Origin of the sequence: Paraburkholderia rhynchosiae, from assembly GCF_002879865.1 — a bacterium.
Classification (GTDB): domain Bacteria; phylum Pseudomonadota; class Gammaproteobacteria; order Burkholderiales; family Burkholderiaceae; genus Paraburkholderia; species Paraburkholderia rhynchosiae.
In genome coordinates this window covers 94344-116953 of the sequence record NZ_PNXY01000019.1, presented here as the reverse complement: position 1 = coordinate 116953, position 22610 = coordinate 94344, and the positions used below count along the sequence as shown (strand labels likewise).

The following is a 22610-nucleotide window of genomic DNA, read 5'->3' as shown; positions in this document are numbered from 1 at the left end:
GGCGTAGCCACACCGCGCGGCCCGGGATCCATGCTCCAGCTCTTCTATTCGAACCGCTATGAAACGCTTGTCGGCGCGCTGCTCGACGACCTCGCGCAAGCGCCGTCCGACCCATGGACCGCGCAGCCCGTGATCGTCCCAAGCGCGGCGGTGCGGCGCCGTCTCGAGCTCGATATCGCCGCGCGCCAGGGCATCTGCGCGAACGTCAACTTTGGCTATCTCGCGCAGTGGCTATGGGCGCAGATCGGCGGTGTGATCGAGGTGCCGCGGCATTCGCCGTTCGCGCCCGACCGGCTCGTGTGGCGCTGCTTTCGTTTGCTGGGCGATGCGCACGAGGCTCTGCCATGGAATGCGTCGCCTCGTCTGCGTACGTATCTCGACGCGGCGGATGCGTCAATGCGCTATGAACTGGCGCGCCGCGTGGCGACCGTACTCGACCACTATCTGACGTATCGTCCTGAATGGTTGCAGCAATGGCAGAAGGGCGGTTCCATTTTCGCGAGCGGCGCCACGGACGACGCAGGGCCGCGACTCGTCGGCGCTAGCGAGGCGGCGCGCGAGGACGAACGCTGGCAGGCCGCACTGTGGCGCGCGGTGCTGACGGAACTGGCCGGCGATGCACAAACGCCCGCAGCCGCATTGCCGCCCGCATACCGCTTTCTGGATGAAATCGACACACTCGATCTCGAAGCCATCGCCAACGCGAGGTGGCCCGAAGCGGTAAGCGTATTCGCGCTGCCGACCATGCCGCCGTTGCACGTTGCATTGCTGCGCGCGCTGTCGCGTTGGGTCGACGTGCGCCTCTACGTGATGAACCCGTGCCGCGAGTTCTGGTTCGACGTGGTGAGCGAAGGCCGTGTCCAGGCGCTCGATGCAGCAGGCCAGCTCGACTATCAGGAAGTGGGCCATCCACTGCTCGCCGAATGGGGCCGTCAAACGCAGGCGCAGTTGCATATGCTGCACGAGCTCACTGAAAGCGCAGCTTCAGGCGAGACCGGCGACTTCACCGAGAATCCCGAACCGACCTGGCTCGCCGCGGTGCAAAACGGTATTCTCGATCTTCGTTCGGAAACGAAAGCCGAGGAGCTGCCGGACGAGCGCGGCATAGAAGTTCACGTGTGTCACAGCTTGTCGCGCCAGCTCGAAGTGCTGCATGACCGCCTGCTTGGCTGGTTCGACGAATTCGACGATCTGCAACCGTCCGATGTGCTCGTCGCCGTGTCCGACCTCGCGGCGGCCGGGCCATTGATCGACGCCGTGTTCGGCACCACGCCCGTTGGCGATACGCGCCGCATCCCGTATCGGATCACGGGCTTGCCGCCATCCCAGGCCAATCCGGTCGCGCGGCTGCTGCTCGATTGGCTGGCCTTGCCCGAGCGCAGCGTCGGCGCGCCGGATCTGATCGAATGGCTTCGCGTCGACGCGGTTGCCGTGCGTTACGGGATCGACGCAAGTTCGCTCGAAGCCGCGCAGGAATGGCTCGCGGCGGCTGGGGCTCGCCGCGGTCTTTCGCCCGTCGAGCCCACCGGTGAACACGTGCCGATTGCCCGTCACACATTCGCGGATGCGTTGACCCGGTTGTACCTCGGCTATGCGATGCCGGACGGCGGTGAACCGGTGGACGCCTGGCTGCCCGTCGAGGGCGCCGACGGCTCGGACGCGGAACTGCTCGGCCGCCTGTCACGTTTCGTCGACGATATCGATACCTTCGCGGCGCGTTGCGCGACCGAACAGACATCTTCGGAGTGGACGCAACTGCTGCTGGAGACGCTCGCGCAGTGTTTCGACGGCGGCGTGGAATTTGCGGACTCGCTCGCCGCCGTGCGCGACGCGATCGGCAAGATGGGCGACGCGATGCAGGCCGGCGCGCACCAGGTCGCGATGCCCGCCGCGGTCGTGCGGGGTGCACTCACTGAAGCGCTCGACGATCCGGCTCGCGGCGGCGTGCCTTGGGGCAGCGTGACGTTTTCGTCGCTGACGAGCTTGCGTGGCCTGCCGTACCGCATTGTCTGTCTGCTTGGCATGGACGACGGCGTGTTGCCGAGCCTCGCCCGCGCCGACGAGTTCGATCTGATGGCCGCGTTCGGCAAAGCGGGCGACCGGCAGCGCCGCGACGACGAGCGCAATCTGTTCCTCGATCTGCTGCTGGCCGCGCGCAGCCGTCTCTTTATTGCTTATACCGGGCGCAGCATTCGCGACAACGCGCCGTTGCCACCGGCTGCGCTTGTGGACGAGTTGCTCGACCATCTGGCGCAAGTGTCGGCGGGCGAAGGCGCGAGTCCGGCGGAGGTGGAGCGCACGCGCAGTGCGTTTATCGTCGATCATCCGTTGCAGGCGTTTGCGTCCGAGTATTTCGCCGCGCAGCCGGAACTCTTCACTTACGACGCCGATCGCGCCGAACTCGCCACATTGCTGGCCGCGCCGCAGCAGCGAGCCGCCGCGCCGTTCTTCGATCAACCGTTGCCGCCGGAAGACGCGGTGCCCGTTGCGTTCGACGAATTCGTGCGGTTCTGGCGTCATCCTGCGCGTGCGTTGCTGCGCGATCGGCTCGGCATCGTGTTGTCGGACGCGCAAGGCGAACTGCTCGACACCGAGCCGTTCGATCTGGATTACGCGGGACGTGATGCATTGGCCGAGCGTCTTTTGCCCGTGCTGCTCGACGCCGATACGGAAGACGACGAGCATATGTTCGACCGCGTGCGGCGCGTCGCCGAGGCCAGCCCCGAGTTGCCCGGCGGCGCGACCGGCGCGGTGTGGCGCGCGCGTGAACTGGGCGCGTTACGCCAGCTTGCCGACACGGTGCGCCGCGAAGTCGCCTCGGGCGTCGAGCGCTTGCCATTCGTGCTCGACATCGCGCCGCGCTGGCCCGATAGCGCGGAGATTGCCGGCGAGTTGTTCGGACCTCACGACGCGCAGCTTCGCCAGGCCGCCGAAACGCCGCTGCAAATGCACGGCACGTTGAACCTGCTGACTGAAACAGGACAAGTGATTTTTCGCTACGCCAAACCCACCGCGCGCGACTACCTGTCGGCTTGGCTCGCGCATCTGGTCTATTGCGCGGCCCGGCCCGAGGGCCCGCGCCGCACTGTCTGGCACGGCAGCGGCGAAAGCTTCGAACTCGCGCCGGTCGAGGCGCCCCTCGATGAACTCGCGCCGCTCGCCGCGCTGTTCAAGGCGGGGCGCAGGCTGCCGCTGCGCTTTTTCCCGAAGAGCGCGTGGACCAAAGTGAGCGAAAGCGATCCGGCGGCACAAGGGGTGTGGATCAACGACCGCGTGCGCAGCGAGTCCGACGACCCGGCATTGCGCATCGCGCTGCGAGGCACGCCGCTTACGCTCGACGAACCGTTCGGCAGCCTCGCGTCGATCGTATTCAAGCCGTTGATGCAGCATTTGCGGAGCGCATCATGAGCGGCGCGCTCCATCATCATGCGCCCGGTGCGGAAGAGCTCGATGTGTTCGCCTGTTCGCTCGACGGCGTCAATCAGATCGAGGCGTCGGCGGGCACGGGCAAGACGTGGAATATCTGCGCGCTGTATGTGCGCCTGCTGCTCGAAAAGAACCTGAACGCCGACCAGATTCTCGTCGTGACCTTCACGAAGGCCGCGACCGCCGAATTGCACGAGCGCATTCGCGGGCGTCTCGCGGAACTGCATCGCGCGATCGAAATGGACGACGACGGCGGCGATCCGTTCATTCGGCGTTTCTTTGAGACGACGCTCGCGCCGGAGCGTGGCATCGACCGCGAAGCCGCCTTGAAGGTTGTGCGCCGTGCGCTGCGCACGTTCGACCAGGCGGCGATTCACACCATCCACGCGTTTTGCCAACGTGCGTTGCAGGAGGCGCCGTTCGCCGCCGCGATGCCGTTCGCCTTCGAGATGGAAGCCGACGACGCCGCCTTGCGCTTCGAAATGGCCGCCGATTTCTGGCGCGAGCAGATCGAGCCCGTCGCGCACGCGCATCCCGCGTTCGCAGCCTGGCTGGTGGCGAAGCGTGCCGGCCCCGTATCGCTCGACGAACAACTCGCAAGGCGCCTGAAAAAGCCGTTGGCTCAACTACGTTGGGGCAAGACCGACGCCGATGCGAGCGCCGATCCGCGAGCCGGTTTCGACGCCGCGTGCGAACTATGGCATGCGGAGCGCGATGCCATCGTCAGCCTGTTGGAGCAAGCCCAGGACCGTCTGAGTAGGACCACGCACAAACCCGATCATGTAGGCGCTGCGATTGCCGCGTGGACCGAGTACTTCGCACAGGGCGATTGCCATGCGCCGCCGCCACGGGCCGCATTGAAGTTGACGGCATCCGCGTTGAAGAAAGCGACAAAGGTCAAGTTCGAACCGCCCGAGCATGCGTTTTTCGACCATGCGGAAGCGTTGGCGGCAGCGGTGGTCGCGGCGGAGGCGGCGCAACGCGCACGCTGGCTCGCGCTGATGCAGGTCTGGCTCGACTATGCGCCCGCCGAACTGGTGGCGCGCAAGCGCACGCGCCGTGTCGTCTCGTTCGACGATCTGCTGTCGAACCTGTATCGGGCGCTCGCCGCGCATCCGTGGCTTGCGGATGCATTGCGCGCGCGTTATCCCGCCGCGTTGATCGACGAGTTCCAGGATACCGATCCGTTGCAGTTCGCGATCTTCAGCCGCATTTTTGCGCCGGCGGGGCCGCTCTTTCTGGTCGGCGATCCCAAGCAGGCCATCTACAGTTTTCGCGCGGCGGATCTGCACACGTATCTGGCGGCGCGCGCGTCGGCTTCCGCGCGCTATACGCTGGCAGTCAATCAGCGTTCGACCGCGCCGATTGTCGAAGCTTGCAACCGGCTTTTCGAAGCGAACCCGCAGGCCTTCGTCCTCGATGGGCTCGACTATCAGCCGGTGCGCGCGGGCGAGCGGCGCAGGCCGCCTTTCGCGGACCCCGACGCAAGCGCCGGCGATTTCCGCGTCTGGACATTGCCGCAGGGTGAGGCCGCCTTGACCCGGCGCGACGCGCAGCGAGAAGCGAGCGAGGCGTGCGCCGCCGAGATCGTGCGGCTCTTGCGCGGCGCGCGCCATGGCTCGGTGACGATCGGCAACGAGCCGCTTGCGCCGGGCAACATCGCGGTGCTCGTGCAAACGCACAAGCAGGGCAGCCTGATCAAACGCGTGCTGGCGGCGTGGGGCGTCGGCAGTGTGGAACTGGCGCAGGCCTCGGTGTTTGCAACACTGGACGCCGAGCAGATCGAGCGTGTGCTAGCCGCCGTCGATACGCCGGGCGATCTGCGCCGCTTGCGTGCCGCGCTGGCGACCGATTGGCTCGGCCTCGACGCGGCGGCGCTGTGGCGTCTGGAACAGGTCGCCGACGCACCCGCTGTCGCCGACGATCCCGCGCACGCGGCGGACGCAATGGGCTGGGTCGAACGTTTTTCGCGTTACCGCACGCTCTGGCATGAGCGCGGCTTCGCGGTGATGTGGCGCACGCTGATGCGCGAACTGCGCGTCGCCCAACGGCTGGTCGCCGCGCCGGACGGCGAGCGGCGTCTCACGAACGTCAATCATCTTGCCGAACTCGTGCAGGCGCGCGCGGCCACGCAACCGGGCATCGCGCCGACGTTGCGCTGGCTCGCCGCACAACGCACCCAGGGCGGCGGCGAGGAGGCGCAATTGCGGCTCGAGTCCGACCGCAACCTGGTGCAGATCGTGACCGTGCACAAGTCGAAAGGACTCGAATATGCGGTCGTGTTCTGTCCGTTTCTCAACGACGGCGCCTTGCGCGAACCGCCGCCTTCAGGCCTGCCGGACGCGCGCGAGTATCACGATCCAACTGGCGACGCAGTGCTGCACTACGGTTGCGACGACGAAGAGGCGGAACGTGCAGCCCGTCACGCGACGCGTGAACAGGCGGCCGAACGGGCGCGGCTCGTCTATGTTGCGCTCACACGCTCGGTGTACCGCTGTTATCTCGTCGCGGGCACGTATCTGTCGTCGCGTTCGACGAAGGAATCGCGACGCAGCGTGTTGAACTGGCTGGTGGCCGGCAGTGGCTACAGCTTCGACGACTGGCTTGCCAATCCGCCGGACGAAGAGGCGTTGTCATCGCGATGGCAGGCGTTGGCGGGTGGCCCGATAGCGTTGCAAGCGCTGCCCAAGGTGGAGCGCCGCACGCCGTTGGAGAGCATGCAGGAAAGCGGCGCGGATAGGCGCGCGCGGAGCCATCGCCGGTCTTTGCGCGATCAGTGGCGCATGGCGAGTTTCAGCGGTCTGATCGTCGCGGGCAGCAAGGCCGAAGAGGCACAGGCGCCCGTGGAAGAAGTGCGCCCCGATCACGACGAGATCGCCGATGCGCTCGTCTCCATGCCGATGCTCGTGTCGGCAACGGGGCCGGCACCGGCACCGCAAACGCCGTCCATTGCCGAAGACGACATTCTCGCGTTCCCACGCGGAGCGGCCGCCGGCGAGTGTCTGCATCGCATGTTCGAACTTGCGGACTTCAGCGAGCCGCACACATGGCCCGACGCGATCCGCGGCGCGTTGCGCGAGCGGCCGGCGCCGGCGTCGCCGGAACTCGCCCCCCGTCTCCCCGGGATGATGCACAAGCTGATCGAGGACGTCGTCAGCACCGAACTCGTGCCCGGGATGACGCTGGCGCAACTGAATCCGCAACGGCGTCTGAACGAGCTCGAATTCCTGTTTGCCGCGCCGTCGCTCGATTTCGCCGCGCTGCGCGAGTTGCTGGTCGAGCACGGTTATCCGGACGTCGCTTTGGAACCGGGCATGTTGCGCGGTTTCGTGAAAGGATTTATCGACATGATCGTCGAGTACGACGGACGGTTCTGGATCGTGGACTGGAAGTCGAACCATCTCGGCGACACCGCGGCTGACTATGCAGCCGAACCGCTCGAAACGGCGATGGCGAGCCACGCGTATCACCTGCAGGCGTTGCTTTATACCGTGGCGCTGCATCGTTATCTGAAGACCCGGGTGCGCGATTATGCGTACGAGACGCATATTGGCGGCTATCTGTATCTGTTCGTACGCGGCGTGCGTCCGCATTGGCGCGACGCCGACGGCCAGGCCGGCGTGCATGTCAGGCGGCCTGCATTCGAGCTGGTGGCGTTGCTCGACGCGGCGATGATCGGAGGTGCCGCTTGAGCAAGTTCGATCAGGGTCCACCGCCGCCGCTGCAACTCGACGACATCGGCGTGAATCTGCCCGCGCCAGCCGACTTCAGCATCGCGCTCGCGGAAGGTTTCGCGCGCCGTATCGGCGAGTTGGCGCGCCGCGGCGGGGCATCGACGGAAGCTGTGAAATGGGTGGCGCGCGCTGCATTCGCGGCGAGCCGGGCGACTGGCGAAGGGCACGTGTGCGTGCCGCTCGCGGCGCTCGCGCGTCGGTTCGAGGCGTCGACCGCAGAGGTGCGGGCGGCTTTGTTTGCAAGCGGCATGGCGAGCGACGGGGCGCAAAGCGCAGCGGCGCTGCGTCCGCTGGTGATCGATGGGCAAGGGCGGCTGTACCTGGCGCGTTACTACGATTACGAGCGGCGTCTGGCGCGCGCGCTGGTTGCGCATGCGGGTGCGGGGACGAGTACGGATGCCAGTGCGTTTAAGGGTCCAGGGGGCGTTGCGGGTGTCGGTGCGGTTGGGCGTCCGGCTGAGCGTGGCGGAAAAGTGGTGGGCGCAAGCGATGGCGGGCAAGCCGGCGCACAGAAGGGCGCGGCCGGCAATAGCGAGGCCAACGCCAGCGCCAACACCAACGCCAGCGCCAACACCAACGCCAACGCCAACGCCAACGCCAACGCCAACGCCAACGCCAACGCCAACGCCAACGCCAACGCCAACGCCAACGCCAACGCCAACGCCAACGCCAACGCCAACGCCAACGCCAACGCCACACAAACACTCCACCAGCGTCTCCTGCGCTACTTCGGCCCTTCCAAGGACGACGAAGTCGACTGGCAGCGCGTGGCCGCCGTCATGGCGCTGTCGGGAAGGCTCACCATCGTCAGCGGCGGTCCGGGCACAGGCAAGACCACCACGGTGGTCGGCGTGCTCGCCTGCCTGCTCGATGCGCGCGCCGATCTGCGAATCGCGCTCGCCGCGCCCACCGGCAAAGCGGCCCAGCGGATGCAGGAAGCCTTGCTCGCGCGTGCCAGCGATTTGCCGCCCGAGCTCGCCGCGCGTTTGCCGCAGACTTCGTATACGTTGCATCGTCTGCTGGGGTCGGGGCCAGGCGGGCGCTTCCGGCATCATCGCGAGAATCCGCTGCCCTACGATGTCGTGGTGATCGACGAGGCATCGATGATCGACGTCGCGATGGCCGCGCATCTGCTCGATGCGATTGCGCCTCACACGCGTCTCGTCATGCTCGGCGATAAAGATCAGCTGGCGGCGGTGGAGGCCGGCGCCGTGTTCGCCGAGTTGAGCGCGCGGCCCGCTTTCACGGCGCAAGGGCTCGAGCGAATCGCGGGTGCGCTGGGTATCGAGAAGGCGCGGCTCACGCAATCATTGCCGCGAGTCACCGAAGATCTCGACGAACAGCCTGGCCGGTCCCCGCAAGCCGATGACGCGCCCGAGCTTTTCAATGCGCCGCCTGACGATCTGTTCGCCGAGCCACCGGCGGCCAGCAGTTTCGACGAACTGCGCGACGCCGATCCGTTCGACACCAATTTGTCCGCGGTGGGGGCGCCGTCAACCATGTCGATGCGGCAGCCGCAAAGTCCGCTCGCGGATTGCGTCGTCTGGCTGGAGCGCAACTATCGGTTTGGGCTTGAATCGCCGATCGGCCGTTTGTCGCTTGCGATCCGCAACGGCGCGGCAAGCGCGGCACTCGATGTGCTGCTCGCCGACGCGACACAACACGCCGCAGCCCTTCACGAAGATGCGCACGTGACGCTGGCCGAGCGCACCGTCGAGCGACTTGCCGCCGGTTTCGCGCCGTACGCCGAGTCGCTTGCCGCCGCACTCGCCGGCGACACGCCGGACCCGTTGCCGCTATTCGATGCCTTGAATCGCTTCCGGGTGCTGTGCGCAACGCGCTCGGGCGCGCGTGGTGTCGATCAGGTGAACGCGTCGATGGCGGCGCAGGTGCGGCGCTCGGCCGGCGTAACGCTCGCAGTCGGTGCGCAGTGGTTCGCCGGACGGCCGGTGATGGTCACGCGCAACGACTATGCGCTCGGGCTTTTCAACGGCGACATCGGAATCGCATTGCCGGGCGCAGGCGGCGCGCTACGCGTCTACTTTCGGACTGGCGACCGCGGTTTGCGGGCCGTGTCGCCGGCAGCACTGCCGCCGCATGACACCGCTTTCGCACTGACCGTTCACAAGTCGCAAGGCTCCGAGTTCGAGCATGCGGTGCTGATGCTGCCGTCCTCGTTCAGCAGGGTGTTGTCGCGTGAGCTAGTTTATACGGCGATCACGCGTGCGCGTGAGCGCGTCGAGGTGATCGGCGCGCGCGCGGTGCTGGCGCAGGCCATCGCGACGCCGACCCAGCGAGACTCCGGTCTCGCCGCCAGAATCGAGGAGGCGTCGCGAGGCCGCTAGCGGTGGGAGGGCAGTGCGTTGTCGCGGAGTCATGTGCTTGCCCGCGTGGCAAGTTTCGCGGCAGGAGCAGGCGGCTCAACGGCGGCCCGGTCCGAGGGCGGAACGAACGGTGAAACCTTGGCTCATCCCATGGCCCGATCATGCTCAACCCACGGCTCAACCGCCCGCACCGCTGTGTACACTTGCATCTCCCTGCCCAAGCTCGCGTCATGACATCCCGCTATCCAATTCCGCTGAACGAAGTCGAACTGACCGCAGTGCGCGCGCAAGGAGCGGGCGGTCAGAACGTCAACAAAGTCTCGAGCGCGATTCAGTTGCGCTTCGACGTGCGGGCTTCTTCGTTGCCGGAAGTGCTGAAGATGCGGCTACTCGTGCTGTCCGATCGCCGGATCACGCGTGACGGCGTCGTGGTCATCAAGGCGCAGGAACACCGGACTCAGGAGATGAACCGTGCGGCGGCGCTCGCGCGGCTCGACGAACTGATAGAAAGCGTGAGCGTGACGCGCAGGCCTCGCGTCGCGACCCGGCCGACGCGCGCATCGAATCTGCGGCGGCTGGAGGGCAAGTCCAAGCGCAGTGAGACGAAGTCGGGCCGCAGCCGGGTGGACGATTAACGTTGGCGCCGGCCAGAGCGCAATCGCGTTGCCGGCACGGTCGGCACCGTGGGCACGAAATCGACGCACAGCACGTGCGTCTTGCCCTCCCGCTCGAACGCGAGTGCGGCGGTGTAGCAGTCCTCGCCGTCCGCGAGCGAGTAGTGCGGACCCATGATCGCGACGCGCCCGCGTGCCCCTAGCGCATGCTTGAGATAGGCGCGCCGCGACCAGTTGCTGCGCGCGCTGTTCGACAGCGGCGCAAGCCGCTGAGGAGGCGGCGCAACCGAGGCGGCCGTGACGGAGGCCTGAGTTTGCTCGCCCTGCTCGTCGGTGATGAACACGCGGCGTGCTTCGCTCAGATGCCACATCTTTTGCGCCGCCTCGCCCAGATCGCCGCTGGTCTTGAACGCCTCGGCGGCAGCCATCACCGCTTCTGCAAAACCTTCGAACCCCAGCCGCTGATGGCGGTCGTGCGCACGCTCGTAGTCTGCGAACTTGCTCCACATCGATTCGATTTGCGCGGGCACTCTGGCTACTGCCGCCTCCACTGAACCGTTTGGCTGGCCGAGCCAGAAACCCTGCACGAAATCGACGTCGGCCTGCATCAGAATCATCAGTTCCTCGTCCGTTTCGACGCCTTCTGCCAGCACCAGCGTGCCCGACTGATGGAGCATCGCGATCAGGTGGCCGATCATCGAGTCGTCACCCTCACGCTTGCCCGCGCGCGCGACGAGCGACCGGTCGAGCTTGACGATGTCCGGCCGGAAGCGCCAGACGCGGTCGAAGTTGGAGAAGCCGGTGCCGAAATCGTCGATCGCGATCAGGAAATCGCGCGGGTGCGAGGCGGCGAGCATGCTGGCGACGGCGGACTCGTCGTCGGCGGGCTGTTCGAGCACCTCGATCACGATGCGCTCCTGCGGCAGGCCGAAGTGCGCGGAAAGCTCATCGATGAAAGTGCGCTGCGGCCAGCCGGTTTCGAACACCTGCGGCCGCGTATTCAGGAACAGCCAGCCGGTACTGATGCCTTGCTCCATGAAATTCGCGACGTGCAGGCAACGCGCAATGCGATCGATCTCGCGGGCGTCGGCCGCCGAGCGGGTGCCTGAGAAGAGGACTTCGGGCGAAACCGGCAAGCCGACCGGATCGAACGCGCGCAGCAGTGCCTCGTAGCCGACCACGCACTGATGCGTGACCGAGAGCACCGGCTGAAACACGCTGTGCAGCGTGAGCGCGCGCCACGTCGCGGTCCAGCCGGATTCGTCCCGGACCAGGTGCGGAAGCAAGCCGCTCAGGCTCACTTCGCTGACGGATGGCATAACGGCGGGCATGAGAGCGGACATAGCGGCATCGCGGCAATCGGGTGACGGGGCGCGCACACTGACCCGGCGCGTAACGGATGCGCAACAGAACACGCAACACGGACACTCGCACGGCGAACCGGACAAAACCCTGGAACGCGGAGAGCAATGCCAGCCATGCGAGACTCCGGCGGATGGTCAGAACGAGTCTAGCAGCTTGCAATTCGCATGAATGTGCGGGTTGTCACAGAGGCGCGAACCGGCTGCCACGCATCGGTTGCTCTGCCGCGGACGGGATGACGCTGACTGTCGCGTGGCGTTTGCCTCGCCGGCTTTCAGTGCCGCGCCGGACTTGCGCCAATCTGCGCCGATCGCAATCGGGCGTTTGTGAGCTTGCATGAGCCGAGGGTAGCAGGGCGGAAAGCGGATGCCCGCCAAACTCCAGGCAACGGCGGTGCTCAGACGTTAGCGCCGGCGGCGCGGCGGTCCGTGAGCCCATCAGGCCGCCAGTCCGGATGCGCCTATGGCATTGCCCGGTCGCCTGCAGTGTCGGCGGGCGGCGGGTATGCTGCTGCTTTTCGTGAAACGGAGAGTAAAGATGTCGGAAATCGCGGTGGTCGCCATTTCGGTGGCGAAGCCTGGCTATGAAGACCGGCTGCGCGAGGCGCTCGAAGGCATTGTCGGGCCGACGCGCAAAGAGCAGGGAGCGCTTCAGTACGATCTGCATCGCGACGTTCAGGAGCTGCGCCGTTTCGTGTTCGTCGAGCGCTGGGAGAGCCAGGAGGCGCTAGCCGCGCACGCAAAGTCCGCGCACATCAGGGCTTATAAGGAGGCGGTGGCCGATTGGGTCGAGCACTCGGAAGTCCGCGTCGTGTCGAAAATCGTGTAAGGCTAATACGGCTGCGGCGAAGCTTCTGGGAGCGCGCCGCATTCTCAACAACGGGCGGCGACGCGGCGGCGAGCGGATCGCCGGGCCGGTGTGGCCCGTGGCGCACTCGCCGTCGACATTAATGAGTGGCTTGCGGGACGTCGAGAATCAGGATGATGGTCCAGTCGGCTTCGCCATCGTGATGATACTGGCGCTCGGCGACGATAAACGGCTGCTGTTTGCCGTCCGGACCGAGGAACAGCACGTCGCCTTCCATCGGCAGGCATTCGACGGGCGGCAGCGCTAGGAACGCTTCCTGACCGCCGCGCGGCATCAGTTTTTCAATTTTGCGGGATGCCGCTTCAGTCCATTCGATATCTAGCTGGATGTTGCTCATGCTGTCCTCCGCACCAGGGTGCGCACGGGTTATGGGTCCGGCAGGGCGCCGGTCGGTGCGCGACTTTAGCATACCGGCCAGACGGCGCCGGCCGGTCCATTAGACAATAAAAAAGCCGAAGCCGGCAGTGCCGGCTTCGGCTTTTCACCTTCGCGGCGAGGCCGTAGGTGAACTGACAACGAGGCAACGCTCGGGCGGCTAGCTTAGACAAACGCCCTTAAAACGAAGGCCGTGACAACCCGTGACGAACGCCATGACGAACGCAGTGAAAAGCGCCCGCTGCCAACGAGGTCCGCGCGCTGCGCTTACGAGCTCGATGCGTCGGCCTTCGCGGACTTCTTGTGATGACGCGGGGACGCTTTGTGATGCTGCATCGGTGCGGCCGGTGCGCTTTCCATGGTTTGCTGGCGGCTTTGCAAATCTTGCGCGCGTTGTTCGACGTCGGCGGCCTTGGCCGGGTCGGTGCTCATCGTAACGCCGCCGTCCTGTGCATAGGCCGCGCCGGCCACGGCACTGAGGGAAACCAGGATCGCCAGGGACACTTTCTTCATTGCTACCTCCGCAGAGTGGTTGTGGACCTGAGTATTGTCAGTCCTATTCGGAAAGACACTGCATTCTAGCGAGCAATATCCGCTCCAGCAGACGTTTGTAACGGCGATCACAATCGCTTACATTTTGTTACTAACGTCTGATGCGCAATGCTGGATCGCGCCGTTAAAAACTTCATCGCCGGGCATCAGTCTGTCAGAGTTATTCGCATCGCTAAGTAAATTTCCCCTTGCGGTTGCGTCCGTTTTCAGAACAACCCGATCGCGCGATACACATGAAATTGCGCGATGCCGATAAGTTCGTGCAACGCGATTTCGGCGTTCACCAGATTGTCATAACGCGGTAGCAAACCGAGATGCGCGCGTCGTGCGCTCGAAATCAGCGGCTGCGGGGCGAGGCCGAAATAGTGGAAATCGAGCAAGGCGCGCGGCATGTGATACGCGGACGTGACGAGTATCAAGGAATCGTAACGTGACTGGCCGACAATAGAGGACACGTTGCGCGCGTTCTCGTACGTCGTGCGGCTGCTGTTTTCCAGCACGATGTCCGAGCGCGGCACCTGTTCACGCAGCAGGTAGGGCAGATAGGTGTCGGCTTCCGTCGCGGGATGCCGCTGCGGATTGCCGCCGCTCACGATCACGCGGCAGATCGCGGCTGTACGTTTGCATGCGGCGTAGTTTTTCGCGCTGACTGCAATGCGCGCGAGTACGTCACGCGGCGGAACGAGCACGTCGTCCTCGTTGTAGATCGTGCCGCCGCCGAGCAGGATGATCGCCGTATGCGGCGCGAATTCCGCGGGTGTGCTGGTTTGCGCCTGTGGCTGCGCAAGGCACAGCAGTGGAGCGGTGAGCCAGCCGGCCGAGAGCAGCCAGAACAGGGCGACTGCGCAAATAATGAGAGGACGGCGAACGCGCTTCCATATCAGGATTGCTGCAAAAAAAAGCGCTAATAAAGTGAATAGAATCAATTTAGATGGGGTAACGTATGTCTTTCGGGATTAAATCTTCGGGCTTGCTATCGCGCCGCAGCGGTTGCATCGTCGGCTCGCAGGTCGAACGCTAACATGCCGTTCTGACGGGGGTTCCGAAAACAAAGACCAGGCAGCACCTGGCGGAATTCGGCCGCAGTGCTTACGGCCAGCTTCCAGCCACGGGCGGGTGCCAAGCGCGTCACTGGTGGCGCGGTGACGTGTTGGCATAGATGTGTCATAGCTGCACTTTAAGAAAGAAGTGAGATGACCACGTATTCCAACGAAGCGGTACTTGAAGCGCTGCGGCGAGCGCAATATCGCCAGGTGCCATGGGCCAAACGGCCGGGCGTTTTTCAATATCTTCGCGCGCTTGGCCTGATGGACACCGTTCGGCAGCGCACCGTCGCGCCGGCACCGGGCTTTCATGCACCCGTCGATATCGCCGTGCTAACAGAGCGGGGCCGCGCCGAATTCGCACGGCTCTCACACGACGAAGGCCTGTTGACCTGGACCGCCCAGCGAATGAGCGACTACGTTCTGGCAGCAACGGAAGCGCGCCCCACCGCGTCCCTCGAAGCCCGGCCCTAGCGGTCCTGGCGGGCCCCCCGTTGGCCGCCGGCCGCCGGCGTCTTATGCCTCTGTTTTTCCGGCCGCGCCAAGCGGACGGGAGACGGCTCATGCATCATTCGATCCACAACCGCGCGCAGCGCCTGCGTGCGTTATTCCCGTGCGCATGAAAAAAAGCCCGTATCGCAAGGATACGGGCATACCGGAATTACTGCTGCCACGCTGTGCTAATGGCGTTAATCAGACCGATGCAATGCGATGTGGTTCCCGGATATTCGCTTCGCATTCGTCGCGGCCACCTAATGGCGCGACAGGCGCGACAAAATGAGTGCTTTCCAAGCAACCGAAGCAACCGCCGGCGCTAACGTCGCCGCGACGGATCTCCATGAGGCGCTTCTGGGCGCGTCCGAACATTGCTCGCAATATCGCCGCGCAGATCGCCGCGCGGCGCAGGCGGCGTGAAGTCACGGCTACGCGCTGCACTTTGTTGCCACGCCTCGACGGAAGCGGTCCGGTCCGGCCGCCAGTTCCAGCCTTGAGGCCGCTGCTGGCCAAGCGCCGGTGCGGCCATTGATGAAAGCACAATGCCGCACAGAAGCAGTGACATTGGTTTCATGCTGAGCTCCCGTCCAGGCCCCCTGAATACTAGGCCCGTTTGCATACGTATAAGGTATGCCCGTCAACGAAAGCACGCTGTAAGTAATAGTAAATGGATGTTTCACCCGCAACGCGCGCGGTGATCAGCCGTCAGAGGCAGTGCGGAAAAACGCGGACGACCCTACGGCGAGAGACGATAGCCGGGGCCGCCCGATGTGCGCTGCCCGGCTCGCGCCGATAAGCGTCGAACAACGCAGTCGACGAGCGCCGTCGAACAAGTGCGGTTGCAAGAGACCGCGAAGCCGGGCCATCGGAAGAACGCCGCCGGGCCGGCGCCGGGCGGGTCCAGATACGCTCCGGGCGCCCGCAGGCGCCCGGAGAGAAAACGATTTTTGCTCAGGCCATCTTGACCGGCGCGCGCCACGATTCCGGATTGGTCCAGAATGCGCCACGCAGACGGTCGCGGCTCGGCGGCGCCGGCGGTTTCGCGGCAGTCGCGCCGATGCGTCCGCGCAGCGAAATTTCGCGGCCGCTCGTGCCGAGTCGCTTAACTATTTCGGCGAGCGTACCATCGGCTTGCCACTCGTCGAAACGGCGGCGGCAAGTCGGCGGCGACGGATAGCGGCCCGGCAGTTTGGACCAGCCTTCGCCTGTCGACAGCACCCACAGCACCGCGTTGACGACCGCGCGTGCTTCCACGCGTGGTCGACCGCGACGTTCGCTCCGTGCTGGCTCCGCACAGAACAACGCCTCGACCAGCGCCCACTCGTTGTCTCTCAAATCGTCGAACAGCATCATGTTTCACCTCAGCGAAGCTAACTCCGGTGCGCTGCCCCGCGCCGCGCACTCTCCATGCACTCGATAGGCGAGTGCCAAGGGGGTCGGGTTTGCCACGGTCTGCTATGCAGTCAGAAGTCATGGCGCCGACCCTGTGAGCATGTAAATGCAGGATGTGTGCCAAGTTGACTCCGACCGCCTGAAAGCCCCATGACAGCGGGCCAGCGCGGGCGCTAGCTAGGGCCGTATAAGAATCCAAAAAACCCATCTCGCAAATCGGGACAATCACCAATCTTGTGCAGCGAGGCCCGCACGGCGTGCGTTTGCGCCTCATTGCTGCATTGCAGCGCGCATGCACAAACCGGGTGTCTCGCCGCGCGTGCGCGTACAATGCGCATCAAAGTATTCCATTGATGAGCTAACTAGATGAATGTTACGCTGCGCCAACTAAGGGTTTTCATGGAGGTCGCGCGCCTTGAGAGCTTCAGTCGTGCGGGCGAAGAGATCGGGTTGACGCAATCAGCGGTGAGCCGCTGCGTGCGTGAGCTGGAAGGGGAAATCGGCCTGAAACTGATCGACCGCACGACGCGGGAGATGCAGCTGACTGACGTCGGCGGCAATCTGGTATCGAGCGTGTCGCGTCTTTTGACGGATCTGGACGACGCCTTGCGCGAGATCCGCGAAATCGGCGAGCAGCGGCGCGGACGCGTGGTCGTGGCCGCGAGCCCGACCGTCGCCTGCCGGCTGATGCCGGGTGTGCTGGCGTCGTGCGGGCGGCGGTTTCCCCACATCGCGCTGGGCTTGCGCGATGACGTGCAGAGTGACGTGCTGCGCAAGATCAAGTCGGGCGAGGTGGATTTCGGCGTGGTCATCGGCCCGTTTGCCGCTGACGACCTGCTGAGCGAAGCGCTAATGACCGACTCGTTCTGCGTCGTGTCGCGCGACGATCATCCCCTCGCGGGGCAGAAGCAGGTAGGCTGGGCCGACCTCGAAGGACAACAACTGGTCATGCTCGATTACGCGTCGGGCAGCCGGCCGCTCATCGACGCCGTGATGCACGAGCACGGCGTCAATGCCACGGTGGTGCAGGAACTCGGGCATTCGGCGACCGTTTTTGGGCTGGTCGAGGCGGGCATCGGCGTCAGCGTGCTGCCGTGGCTCGCGTTGCCGTTGCCGGCGGGCGCTGCGCTGGTCGCGCGACCGCTGGTGCCGCGGGCCGAGCGGACGGTCGAACTGGTGCGCCGTCGGGATCGCTCTCTGTCGCCGGCGGCTGAGGCGGTGTGGGGCTTGATCCGCGAATTGCCGGCGCGGGCCGAGGATCTGATGTGATTCCGGGAGCCCGGTTGCACGCCGCAAGCGTGCCGCCGCTTCGGCGGGGCCGTTTGTCCAACGCTCGCGCTTATACCTATGCGCGGTCCAACGTCCCAAAATCAGGCGCTGAGCTAAACTCCTTGGCTGCATTCAATGGCGACGTCTGCCGGCTGCGGCGCTCTAGCCTGACTTCAGCTATTTACTCACCTGGAAGCCTCGATGAGCGAACCGGAATTTTCCGTCCCATCCATCCCCAATGCGCGTGACGCGGTGCGCGCGCTGCGTCCGTCGCAGATTCGCGAAGTAGCCAACGCCGGCTTTGGCGTCGCCGACGTGCTGCCCTTCTGGTTCGGCGAATCCGACCGTGTGACGCCGGCCTTCATTTGCGACGCCGCCAGCGCCGCACTGGCCGCGGGCGACACGTTTTACACGCATAACCTGGGCATTGCGCCGTTGCGCGCGGCGCTCGCCGATTACGTCAGCGAACTGCACGGCGCGACTTCGCCGGGCCATATCGCGGTGACGAGCGCGGGCGTCAATGCACTGATGCTTGCCGCCCAACTGGTGGTGGGGGCGGGCGACCGCGCCGTCGCCGTCACACCGCTGTGGCCGAATCTGGTCGAGATTCCGAAGATTCTCGGCGCGCACGTGGAAACCGTCTCGCTCACCTATGGCGAACATGGCTGGCAGCTCGACGTCGAGCAACTGTTGGCCGCGCTGACGCCTGACACGAAGATGCTGCTGGTCAACTCGCCGAACAATCCGACCGGCTGGGTGATGAGCCGGGAGCAGCAGCGCGCGGTGCTTGCGCATTGCCGGCGGCACGGCATCTGGATCGTCGCAGATGAGGTCTACGAGCGCCTTTATTATCCGGACGACAGCGCCACGCCCTCGCGAGGTCCGGTCGCCCGCACGGCGCCGTCGTTTCTCGATCTGGCCACGCGCGACGAGCGTGTGGTCTGCGTCAACTCGTTCTCCAAGGCGTGGTTGATGACCGGTTGGCGCCTCGGCTGGATCGTTGCACCTGCGGGCTTGATGGACGACCTGGGCAAACTCGTGGAGTACAACACGTCCTGCGCGCCGGCGTTCGTGCAGCAAGCGGGGATCGCCGCCGTGCAGCAGGGCGAGCGCGTCACGCAGGAACTGGTGCACGACCTCAGGGCGTCGCGCGATCATCTCGTGCGGGCGTTGTCCGCGGTGCCGGGCGTCGACGTGAAGGCGCCGCCTGGCGCGATGTATCTCTTTTTCTCGATGACGGGCGCCTCGCGCAGTCTGGAGCTATGCAAGGCAATGGTGCGGGAGGTTGGCTTGGGCGTCGCGCCGGGCAGCGCATTCGGTCCGCAGGGCGAAGGCTTTCTGCGCTGGTGCTACGCGTGCGACATCGCTCGCCTCGACGCGGGCGTCGAGCGCCTGAGGCGGTTTCTCGCGCAGCATCGGACGCCGTAGCTGCCTACGGACGAAGCGTTGGGGGAACGTGACGGAAATCTGCGTGAAGGGAAATGTTGTGACAGATGCACATGCATTTGTAGCAGCGCGTCGATTCAAGTCCTACACGCCGATGCGTCGAGCATTTTGTCCGGGGGTTCGGCTTTACGCACCGGTTGTTTTTGCGTAATATGGCGCTCAGTCACGCGATTCCTGTCCGGAATATCGCTGCTCCGTCCGGCTGGGTTTGGCTCGATAGTCTGTTTCGCCTCCCCCCGGTGCGTGCTCCCATCAATATGACCGATCAGAATCGGGCGAGCGCGTCTTCAGTTCCACATCGTCTGTTTGATCCGGTTCTTTGACCACAGGGTCTGACCTAGCTGCATGAATACCCAAGAGGCGAAGATCGTCCTCGAGACAGCCTTGATCTGCGCGCAGGAGCCGTTAAAGCTCGGCGATTTGCGCAAGCTCTTTGCCGACGGCGTGTCGGCGGACACCGTTAGGACTCTGCTCGAAGACCTGAAACAGGATTGGTCGGGGCGCGGTGTGGAGTTGGTCGGGCTGGCGTCGGGCTGGCGGTTTCAAAGCAAGCCCGCGATGCGTTCGTATCTGGATCGTTTGCATCCTGAGAAACCGCCGAAATATTCGCGCGCGGTGCTCGAAACGCTCGCGATCATTGCATACCGGCAACCGGTTACGCGCGGCGACATCGAGGAAATCCGCGGTGTCACGGTAAACACGCAGGTCGTGAAGCAGCTGGAGGATCGCGGCTGGATCGAGGTGATCGGTCATCGCGACGTGCCTGGACGTCCGGCGCTGTACGCGACCACGCGGCAGTTTCTAGACGACCTCGGCTTGCGGGCGCTGGACGAATTGCCGCCGCTCGCGGACCCGTCGGCGCAATTGAACGCGGATCTGCTCGGACAGCACGCCATCGAGTTTTCCGACGTCGAGGCCGCGCAGGCGTTGGCGTCGAATGACGAAAACGCGCCCGAACAGCCGGAAGTGATCGGCGCTGAAGTCACAACTGGCGAGCTCGTTGCGGCAGGAACGGAAATCGCTGGCGAACAGGCTGAAGGGCCTTCAGCGGAGCATGTCGAGGGCGGGGAATTCGAACCGGCGGAACCGGCGGCTGAGAGCGCCGATAGTGCTGGTAGTGCTGAGACCGTCGACACCCCCGAGGCTGCTGTAGATGCCGCACCCGAGCTGGAGGCGCCTGCCGAAGCGGCGAATGAGCCGGAACAGGTGGAAGAAGTGGAAGAGGCGGCCGCTCAGGCACACACCGAAGCGGCAAGCGTTGCATCGGCGGCCGGCGCCGCCGAGTCTGAAATGAATCACGATCCGGTCTCCCAGGCCGATCCGGCAACACCCGCGCACGGCTCGGGCGTACTCCGCGATACGGAGCACGCCGCCGAGCCGAACCCGACCAAGGCGGCGCACGGCGATCAGGAAGATCGCCGCGATGCCGCACAGGACGCAGGCATTCTGACCGACGACGAACCCGAGTCGCGCAGCGCCTGACGTAACCGAACTTTTTTGCCGCGCCCGCAACGGGCGCGCGCGACCTGACATTTTGAGGTTGTTTTGACACATACCCACGACACCGATTCGTCCGAATCCGAGCGCGCCGTGCCGTCGGCGCGCGCTGACGAAACGCGCACCACGCAAGCGTCATCAGGCGAGGGCGAGCGCCCGGCGCAGACCACGGAAGCAGACGGCGAAGACCGTCCGCGCCGCGGTCTGCGTCGCGGACCGCGCAGCCTGATTGCCCGCCGCCGCGCCGGCGCCAAGACGAAGGCCGCGGAAGGCGCTCTCGCGCCGGTCGTGGCCGAGGCTCCGCCGGACGGCGAAGTGGTGGCGCAAGTGCGCATGCCGCGTAAGGAGGCGGGCGCGAAGGGCCAAGGGCCGCGACGCAATGCGCGCGGCGCGAAGCGCGAGGACGGCCCTCGCGAGGGCGCCCCACGCGAGGGCGCGCCTCGTGAAGGCGCTGCTCGTGAAGGCCAGCGCGAGCGTCAGCCGCGCGCAGCCGGTCCGCGTCAGAACCGCCGCGGTGGCGAAACGCCGGCGGCAGCGGCCGAGGCGGGTCAGGACGACCTCTTCTCCTACGTCACGTCCCCGGCTTTCGACGCGGACAACAGCACGACCGGCGGCGTGCGCGCACCGATGCTGCGTGGCAAGCCGGCGGCGCCCAAGCGCGTGCTGTCCGCCGACGACGACGCGCCGAAGCTGCACAAGGTGCTGGCCGAAGCCGGCATGGGTTCGCGCCGCGATATGGAAGAGCTGATCGTCGCCGGCCGCGTGTCGGTGAACGGCGAGCCGGCTCACATTGGCCAGCGCATCATGCCGACCGACCAGGTCCGCATCAACGGCAAGCCGGTCAAGCGCAAGCTGGCCAACAAGCCGCCGCGCGTGCTGCTGTATCACAAACCGACCGGCGAGATCGTCAGTCACGCCGACCCGGAAGGCCGTCCGTCGGTATTCGACAAGCTGCCGCCGATGAAAACCGCCAAGTGGCTCGCGGTCGGCCGCCTCGACTTCAACACCGAAGGTCTGCTGATGCTGACGACCTCCGGCGATCTGGCGAACCGCTTCATGCATCCGCGCTATAGCGTCGAGCGAGAATACGCGGTGCGCGTGGTCGGCGAGCTGGCCGAAGGCATGCGTCAGAAGCTGCTGCACGGCGTCGAGCTGGATGACGGTCCGGCGAACTTCCTGCGTATCCGCGACGGCGGCGGTGAAGGCACCAATCATTGGTACCACGTCGCGCTCGCCGAAGGGCGTAATCGCGAAGTGCGTCGCATGTTCGAGGCCGCGGGCCTGATGGTCAGCCGTCTCATCCGTACGCGTCATGGTCCGATCTCGCTGCCGAAGGGCCTGAAGCGCGGCCGTTGGGAAGAGCTCGAGGACAACCAGGTGCGCGCGCTAATGGCGTCGGTAGGGCTGAAGGCGCCGACCGAAGAGCGCGGCAGCCGCGGCTCCGCGCCCGAGCGCAAGCAACCCGATCCGATGCAGACCTCGATGGGGTTCATCAGCCGCGAACCGGTGCTGATGTCGCACAGCCGCTTCGAGCAGCAGCCGCGCGGTCAAGGTCGGCGCGGTGCGGCGGGCGGCGGTTTTGGCGGCGGCGCGGGCGCGGGGGGCAGTTTCGGCGGCGGCTACGGCAATCGCGGCGCTGGCCGCGGCGCGGGCGGCTCGGGTGGTGGCATGGGCGGCGGCGTCGGTGGCCCGCGTGGTGGCCGTGAGGTTGACGGAAATCGGGCGCCTTCGGGTAGCGGTAACCGCGCGGCGGGCGGTGGCAAGCGCGCCGGCGGCAACGGCCCGAATCCGGGTGGCGGCAACCGTGCGCCGGGCGGCAACCGTCCGAATTCAGGCGGCGGCAATCGCACGGGTGGCGGCAATGCCAACGCCGGCGGCGCAAACCGTGGCGGTGGCGCACCTCGCGGCCGTTCGCGCGGACGGTAAAGCGCAAGCATGGCGGGCCGTTGCGGGTCGCGCTTGAACGAGTCGCAACGGTCGCCGTCATAAGTCGGTCGACCGGCGACCGTACTGTGGGACGTTACACACGAAAGCTGCGCGGGCGGAAGTAGGGGCAGGTTCTCCATTGCCCGCCTTGCAAAAGTCCGAGGCGCCGCCATATCGTCGAAAGACTCCCATGAAATCAAGCGGAAATGCGCTTCGCACGGCGTTCTGCGGTTTGCGTTTGTCCTGAAAAATGGCTACAATCGCGAAGTCGCTGGGCGTGCGGCTTTT

At 65.6% G+C, this 22610-nt stretch carries 15 protein-coding genes and 1 pseudogene; 10 read left to right on the top strand and 6 right to left on the bottom strand.

The genetic code is table 11. From position 1 onward, the window contains the following. Nucleotides 1-30: 30 nt before the first annotated feature. The 4 genes from recC to arfB all read left to right on the top strand — a co-directional run bounded on the left by recC (nt 31) and on the right by arfB (nt 10119). Entirely contained in the window at nt 31-3408 is a 3378-nt protein-coding gene (recC, locus tag C0Z16_RS24290; protein WP_102634614.1) for an exodeoxyribonuclease V subunit gamma, read from the top strand. Then, nucleotides 3405-7118, top strand: a complete 3714-nt coding sequence (gene recB, locus C0Z16_RS24285) for an exodeoxyribonuclease V subunit beta (RefSeq protein ID WP_102634613.1) — start codon at nt 3405-3407, stop codon at nt 7116-7118. The genes recC and recB overlap by 4 nt, the downstream gene beginning before the upstream one ends. Continuing rightward, the gene (locus tag C0Z16_RS24280; protein WP_102634612.1) at nt 7115-9505 is read left to right on the top strand and encodes an AAA family ATPase; all 2391 of its coding nucleotides are present in this window, start codon (nt 7115-7117) and stop codon (nt 9503-9505) included. The genes recB and C0Z16_RS24280 overlap by 4 nt, the downstream gene beginning before the upstream one ends. Before the next feature lie 209 nt (nt 9506-9714). After that, complete coding sequence (arfB, locus tag C0Z16_RS24275; protein WP_102634611.1) at nt 9715-10119, top strand: alternative ribosome rescue aminoacyl-tRNA hydrolase ArfB; 405 nt, start codon at nt 9715-9717, stop codon at nt 10117-10119. On the opposite strand, the gene C0Z16_RS24270 is transcribed toward arfB, so the two are convergent. Beyond that, nucleotides 10116-11441, bottom strand: coding sequence for an EAL domain-containing protein (locus C0Z16_RS24270; protein WP_244201337.1), 1326 nt, complete (start codon nt 11439-11441; stop codon nt 10116-10118). The genes arfB and C0Z16_RS24270 overlap by 4 nt on opposite strands. Nucleotides 11442-11997: 556 nt before the next feature. Between C0Z16_RS24270 and C0Z16_RS24260 the strand changes: the two genes are divergently transcribed. Beyond that, nucleotides 11998-12288, top strand: coding sequence for a putative quinol monooxygenase (locus C0Z16_RS24260; protein ID WP_102634608.1), 291 nt, complete (start codon nt 11998-12000; stop codon nt 12286-12288). A 118-nt stretch (nt 12289-12406) separates the two neighbouring features. On the opposite strand, the gene C0Z16_RS24255 is transcribed toward C0Z16_RS24260, so the two are convergent. The 3 genes from C0Z16_RS24255 to C0Z16_RS24245 all read right to left on the bottom strand — a co-directional run bounded on the left by C0Z16_RS24255 (nt 12407) and on the right by C0Z16_RS24245 (nt 14180). Next, nucleotides 12407-12664, bottom strand: coding sequence for a hypothetical protein (locus C0Z16_RS24255; RefSeq protein ID WP_006052974.1), 258 nt, complete (start codon nt 12662-12664; stop codon nt 12407-12409). 305 nt (nt 12665-12969) lie between these two features. Further along, nucleotides 12970-13215 (bottom strand): hypothetical protein, encoded by a 246-nt coding sequence (locus C0Z16_RS24250; protein ID WP_102634607.1) that lies wholly within the window; start codon nt 13213-13215, stop codon nt 12970-12972. A gap of 245 nt (nt 13216-13460) precedes the next feature. Continuing rightward, nucleotides 13461-14180, bottom strand: a complete 720-nt coding sequence (locus C0Z16_RS24245; RefSeq protein ID WP_102634606.1) for a YdcF family protein — start codon at nt 14178-14180, stop codon at nt 13461-13463. 267 nt (nt 14181-14447) lie between these two features. On the opposite strand from C0Z16_RS24245, the gene C0Z16_RS24240 reads away from it, so the two are divergent. Beyond that, nucleotides 14448-14771: a hypothetical protein gene (locus C0Z16_RS24240; RefSeq protein WP_102634605.1), complete on the top strand. Its 324-nt coding sequence runs from the start codon at nt 14448-14450 to the stop codon at nt 14769-14771. A 340-nt stretch (nt 14772-15111) separates the two neighbouring features. On the opposite strand, the gene C0Z16_RS38920 is transcribed toward C0Z16_RS24240, so the two are convergent. Beyond that, complete coding sequence (locus C0Z16_RS38920) at nt 15112-15366, bottom strand: hypothetical protein (RefSeq protein ID WP_102634604.1); 255 nt, start codon at nt 15364-15366, stop codon at nt 15112-15114. A 380-nt stretch (nt 15367-15746) separates the two neighbouring features. Then, nucleotides 15747-16142 (bottom strand): annotated as a pseudogene (locus C0Z16_RS24230) (transposase); the annotation flags it as partial. A gap of 408 nt (nt 16143-16550) precedes the next feature. Here C0Z16_RS24230 and C0Z16_RS24225 point away from each other — a divergent pair. The 4 genes from C0Z16_RS24225 to rluB all read left to right on the top strand — a co-directional run bounded on the left by C0Z16_RS24225 (nt 16551) and on the right by rluB (nt 22322). Further along, the gene (locus tag C0Z16_RS24225; RefSeq protein ID WP_102634603.1) at nt 16551-17453 is read left to right on the top strand and encodes a LysR family transcriptional regulator; all 903 of its coding nucleotides are present in this window, start codon (nt 16551-16553) and stop codon (nt 17451-17453) included. Nucleotides 17454-17654: 201 nt separating this feature from the next. Further along, the gene (locus tag C0Z16_RS24220) at nt 17655-18881 is read left to right on the top strand and encodes a pyridoxal phosphate-dependent aminotransferase (protein WP_102634602.1); all 1227 of its coding nucleotides are present in this window, start codon (nt 17655-17657) and stop codon (nt 18879-18881) included. A gap of 363 nt (nt 18882-19244) precedes the next feature. After that, nucleotides 19245-20381, top strand: a complete 1137-nt coding sequence (gene scpB, locus C0Z16_RS24215) for an SMC-Scp complex subunit ScpB (RefSeq protein WP_102634601.1) — start codon at nt 19245-19247, stop codon at nt 20379-20381. Nucleotides 20382-20444: 63 nt separating this feature from the next. After that, nucleotides 20445-22322: a 23S rRNA pseudouridine(2605) synthase RluB gene (rluB, locus tag C0Z16_RS24210; RefSeq protein WP_102634600.1), complete on the top strand. Its 1878-nt coding sequence runs from the start codon at nt 20445-20447 to the stop codon at nt 22320-22322. Nucleotides 22323-22610 lie beyond the last annotated feature (288 nt).

Coding starts and splice junctions, on each gene's coding strand:
- recC (WP_102634614.1), top strand. CDS start 31: ATGCTCCAGCTCTTCTATTCGAACCGCTATGAAACGCTTGTCGGCGCG.
- recB (WP_102634613.1), top strand. CDS start 3,405: ATGAGCGGCGCGCTCCATCATCATGCGCCCGGTGCGGAAGAGCTCGAT.
- arfB (WP_102634611.1), top strand. CDS start 9,715: ATGACATCCCGCTATCCAATTCCGCTGAACGAAGTCGAACTGACCGCA.
- C0Z16_RS24270 (WP_244201337.1), bottom strand. CDS start 11,441: ATGTCCGCTCTCATGCCCGCCGTTATGCCATCCGTCAGCGAAGTGAGC.
- C0Z16_RS24260 (WP_102634608.1), top strand. CDS start 11,998: ATGTCGGAAATCGCGGTGGTCGCCATTTCGGTGGCGAAGCCTGGCTAT.
- C0Z16_RS24255 (WP_006052974.1), bottom strand. CDS start 12,664: ATGAGCAACATCCAGCTAGATATCGAATGGACTGAAGCGGCATCCCGC.
- C0Z16_RS24250 (WP_102634607.1), bottom strand. CDS start 13,215: ATGAAGAAAGTGTCCCTGGCGATCCTGGTTTCCCTCAGTGCCGTGGCC.
- C0Z16_RS24240 (WP_102634605.1), top strand. CDS start 14,448: ATGACCACGTATTCCAACGAAGCGGTACTTGAAGCGCTGCGGCGAGCG.
- C0Z16_RS38920 (WP_102634604.1), bottom strand. CDS start 15,366: ATGAAACCAATGTCACTGCTTCTGTGCGGCATTGTGCTTTCATCAATG.
- C0Z16_RS24225 (WP_102634603.1), top strand. CDS start 16,551: ATGAATGTTACGCTGCGCCAACTAAGGGTTTTCATGGAGGTCGCGCGC.
- C0Z16_RS24220 (WP_102634602.1), top strand. CDS start 17,655: ATGAGCGAACCGGAATTTTCCGTCCCATCCATCCCCAATGCGCGTGAC.
- scpB (WP_102634601.1), top strand. CDS start 19,245: ATGAATACCCAAGAGGCGAAGATCGTCCTCGAGACAGCCTTGATCTGC.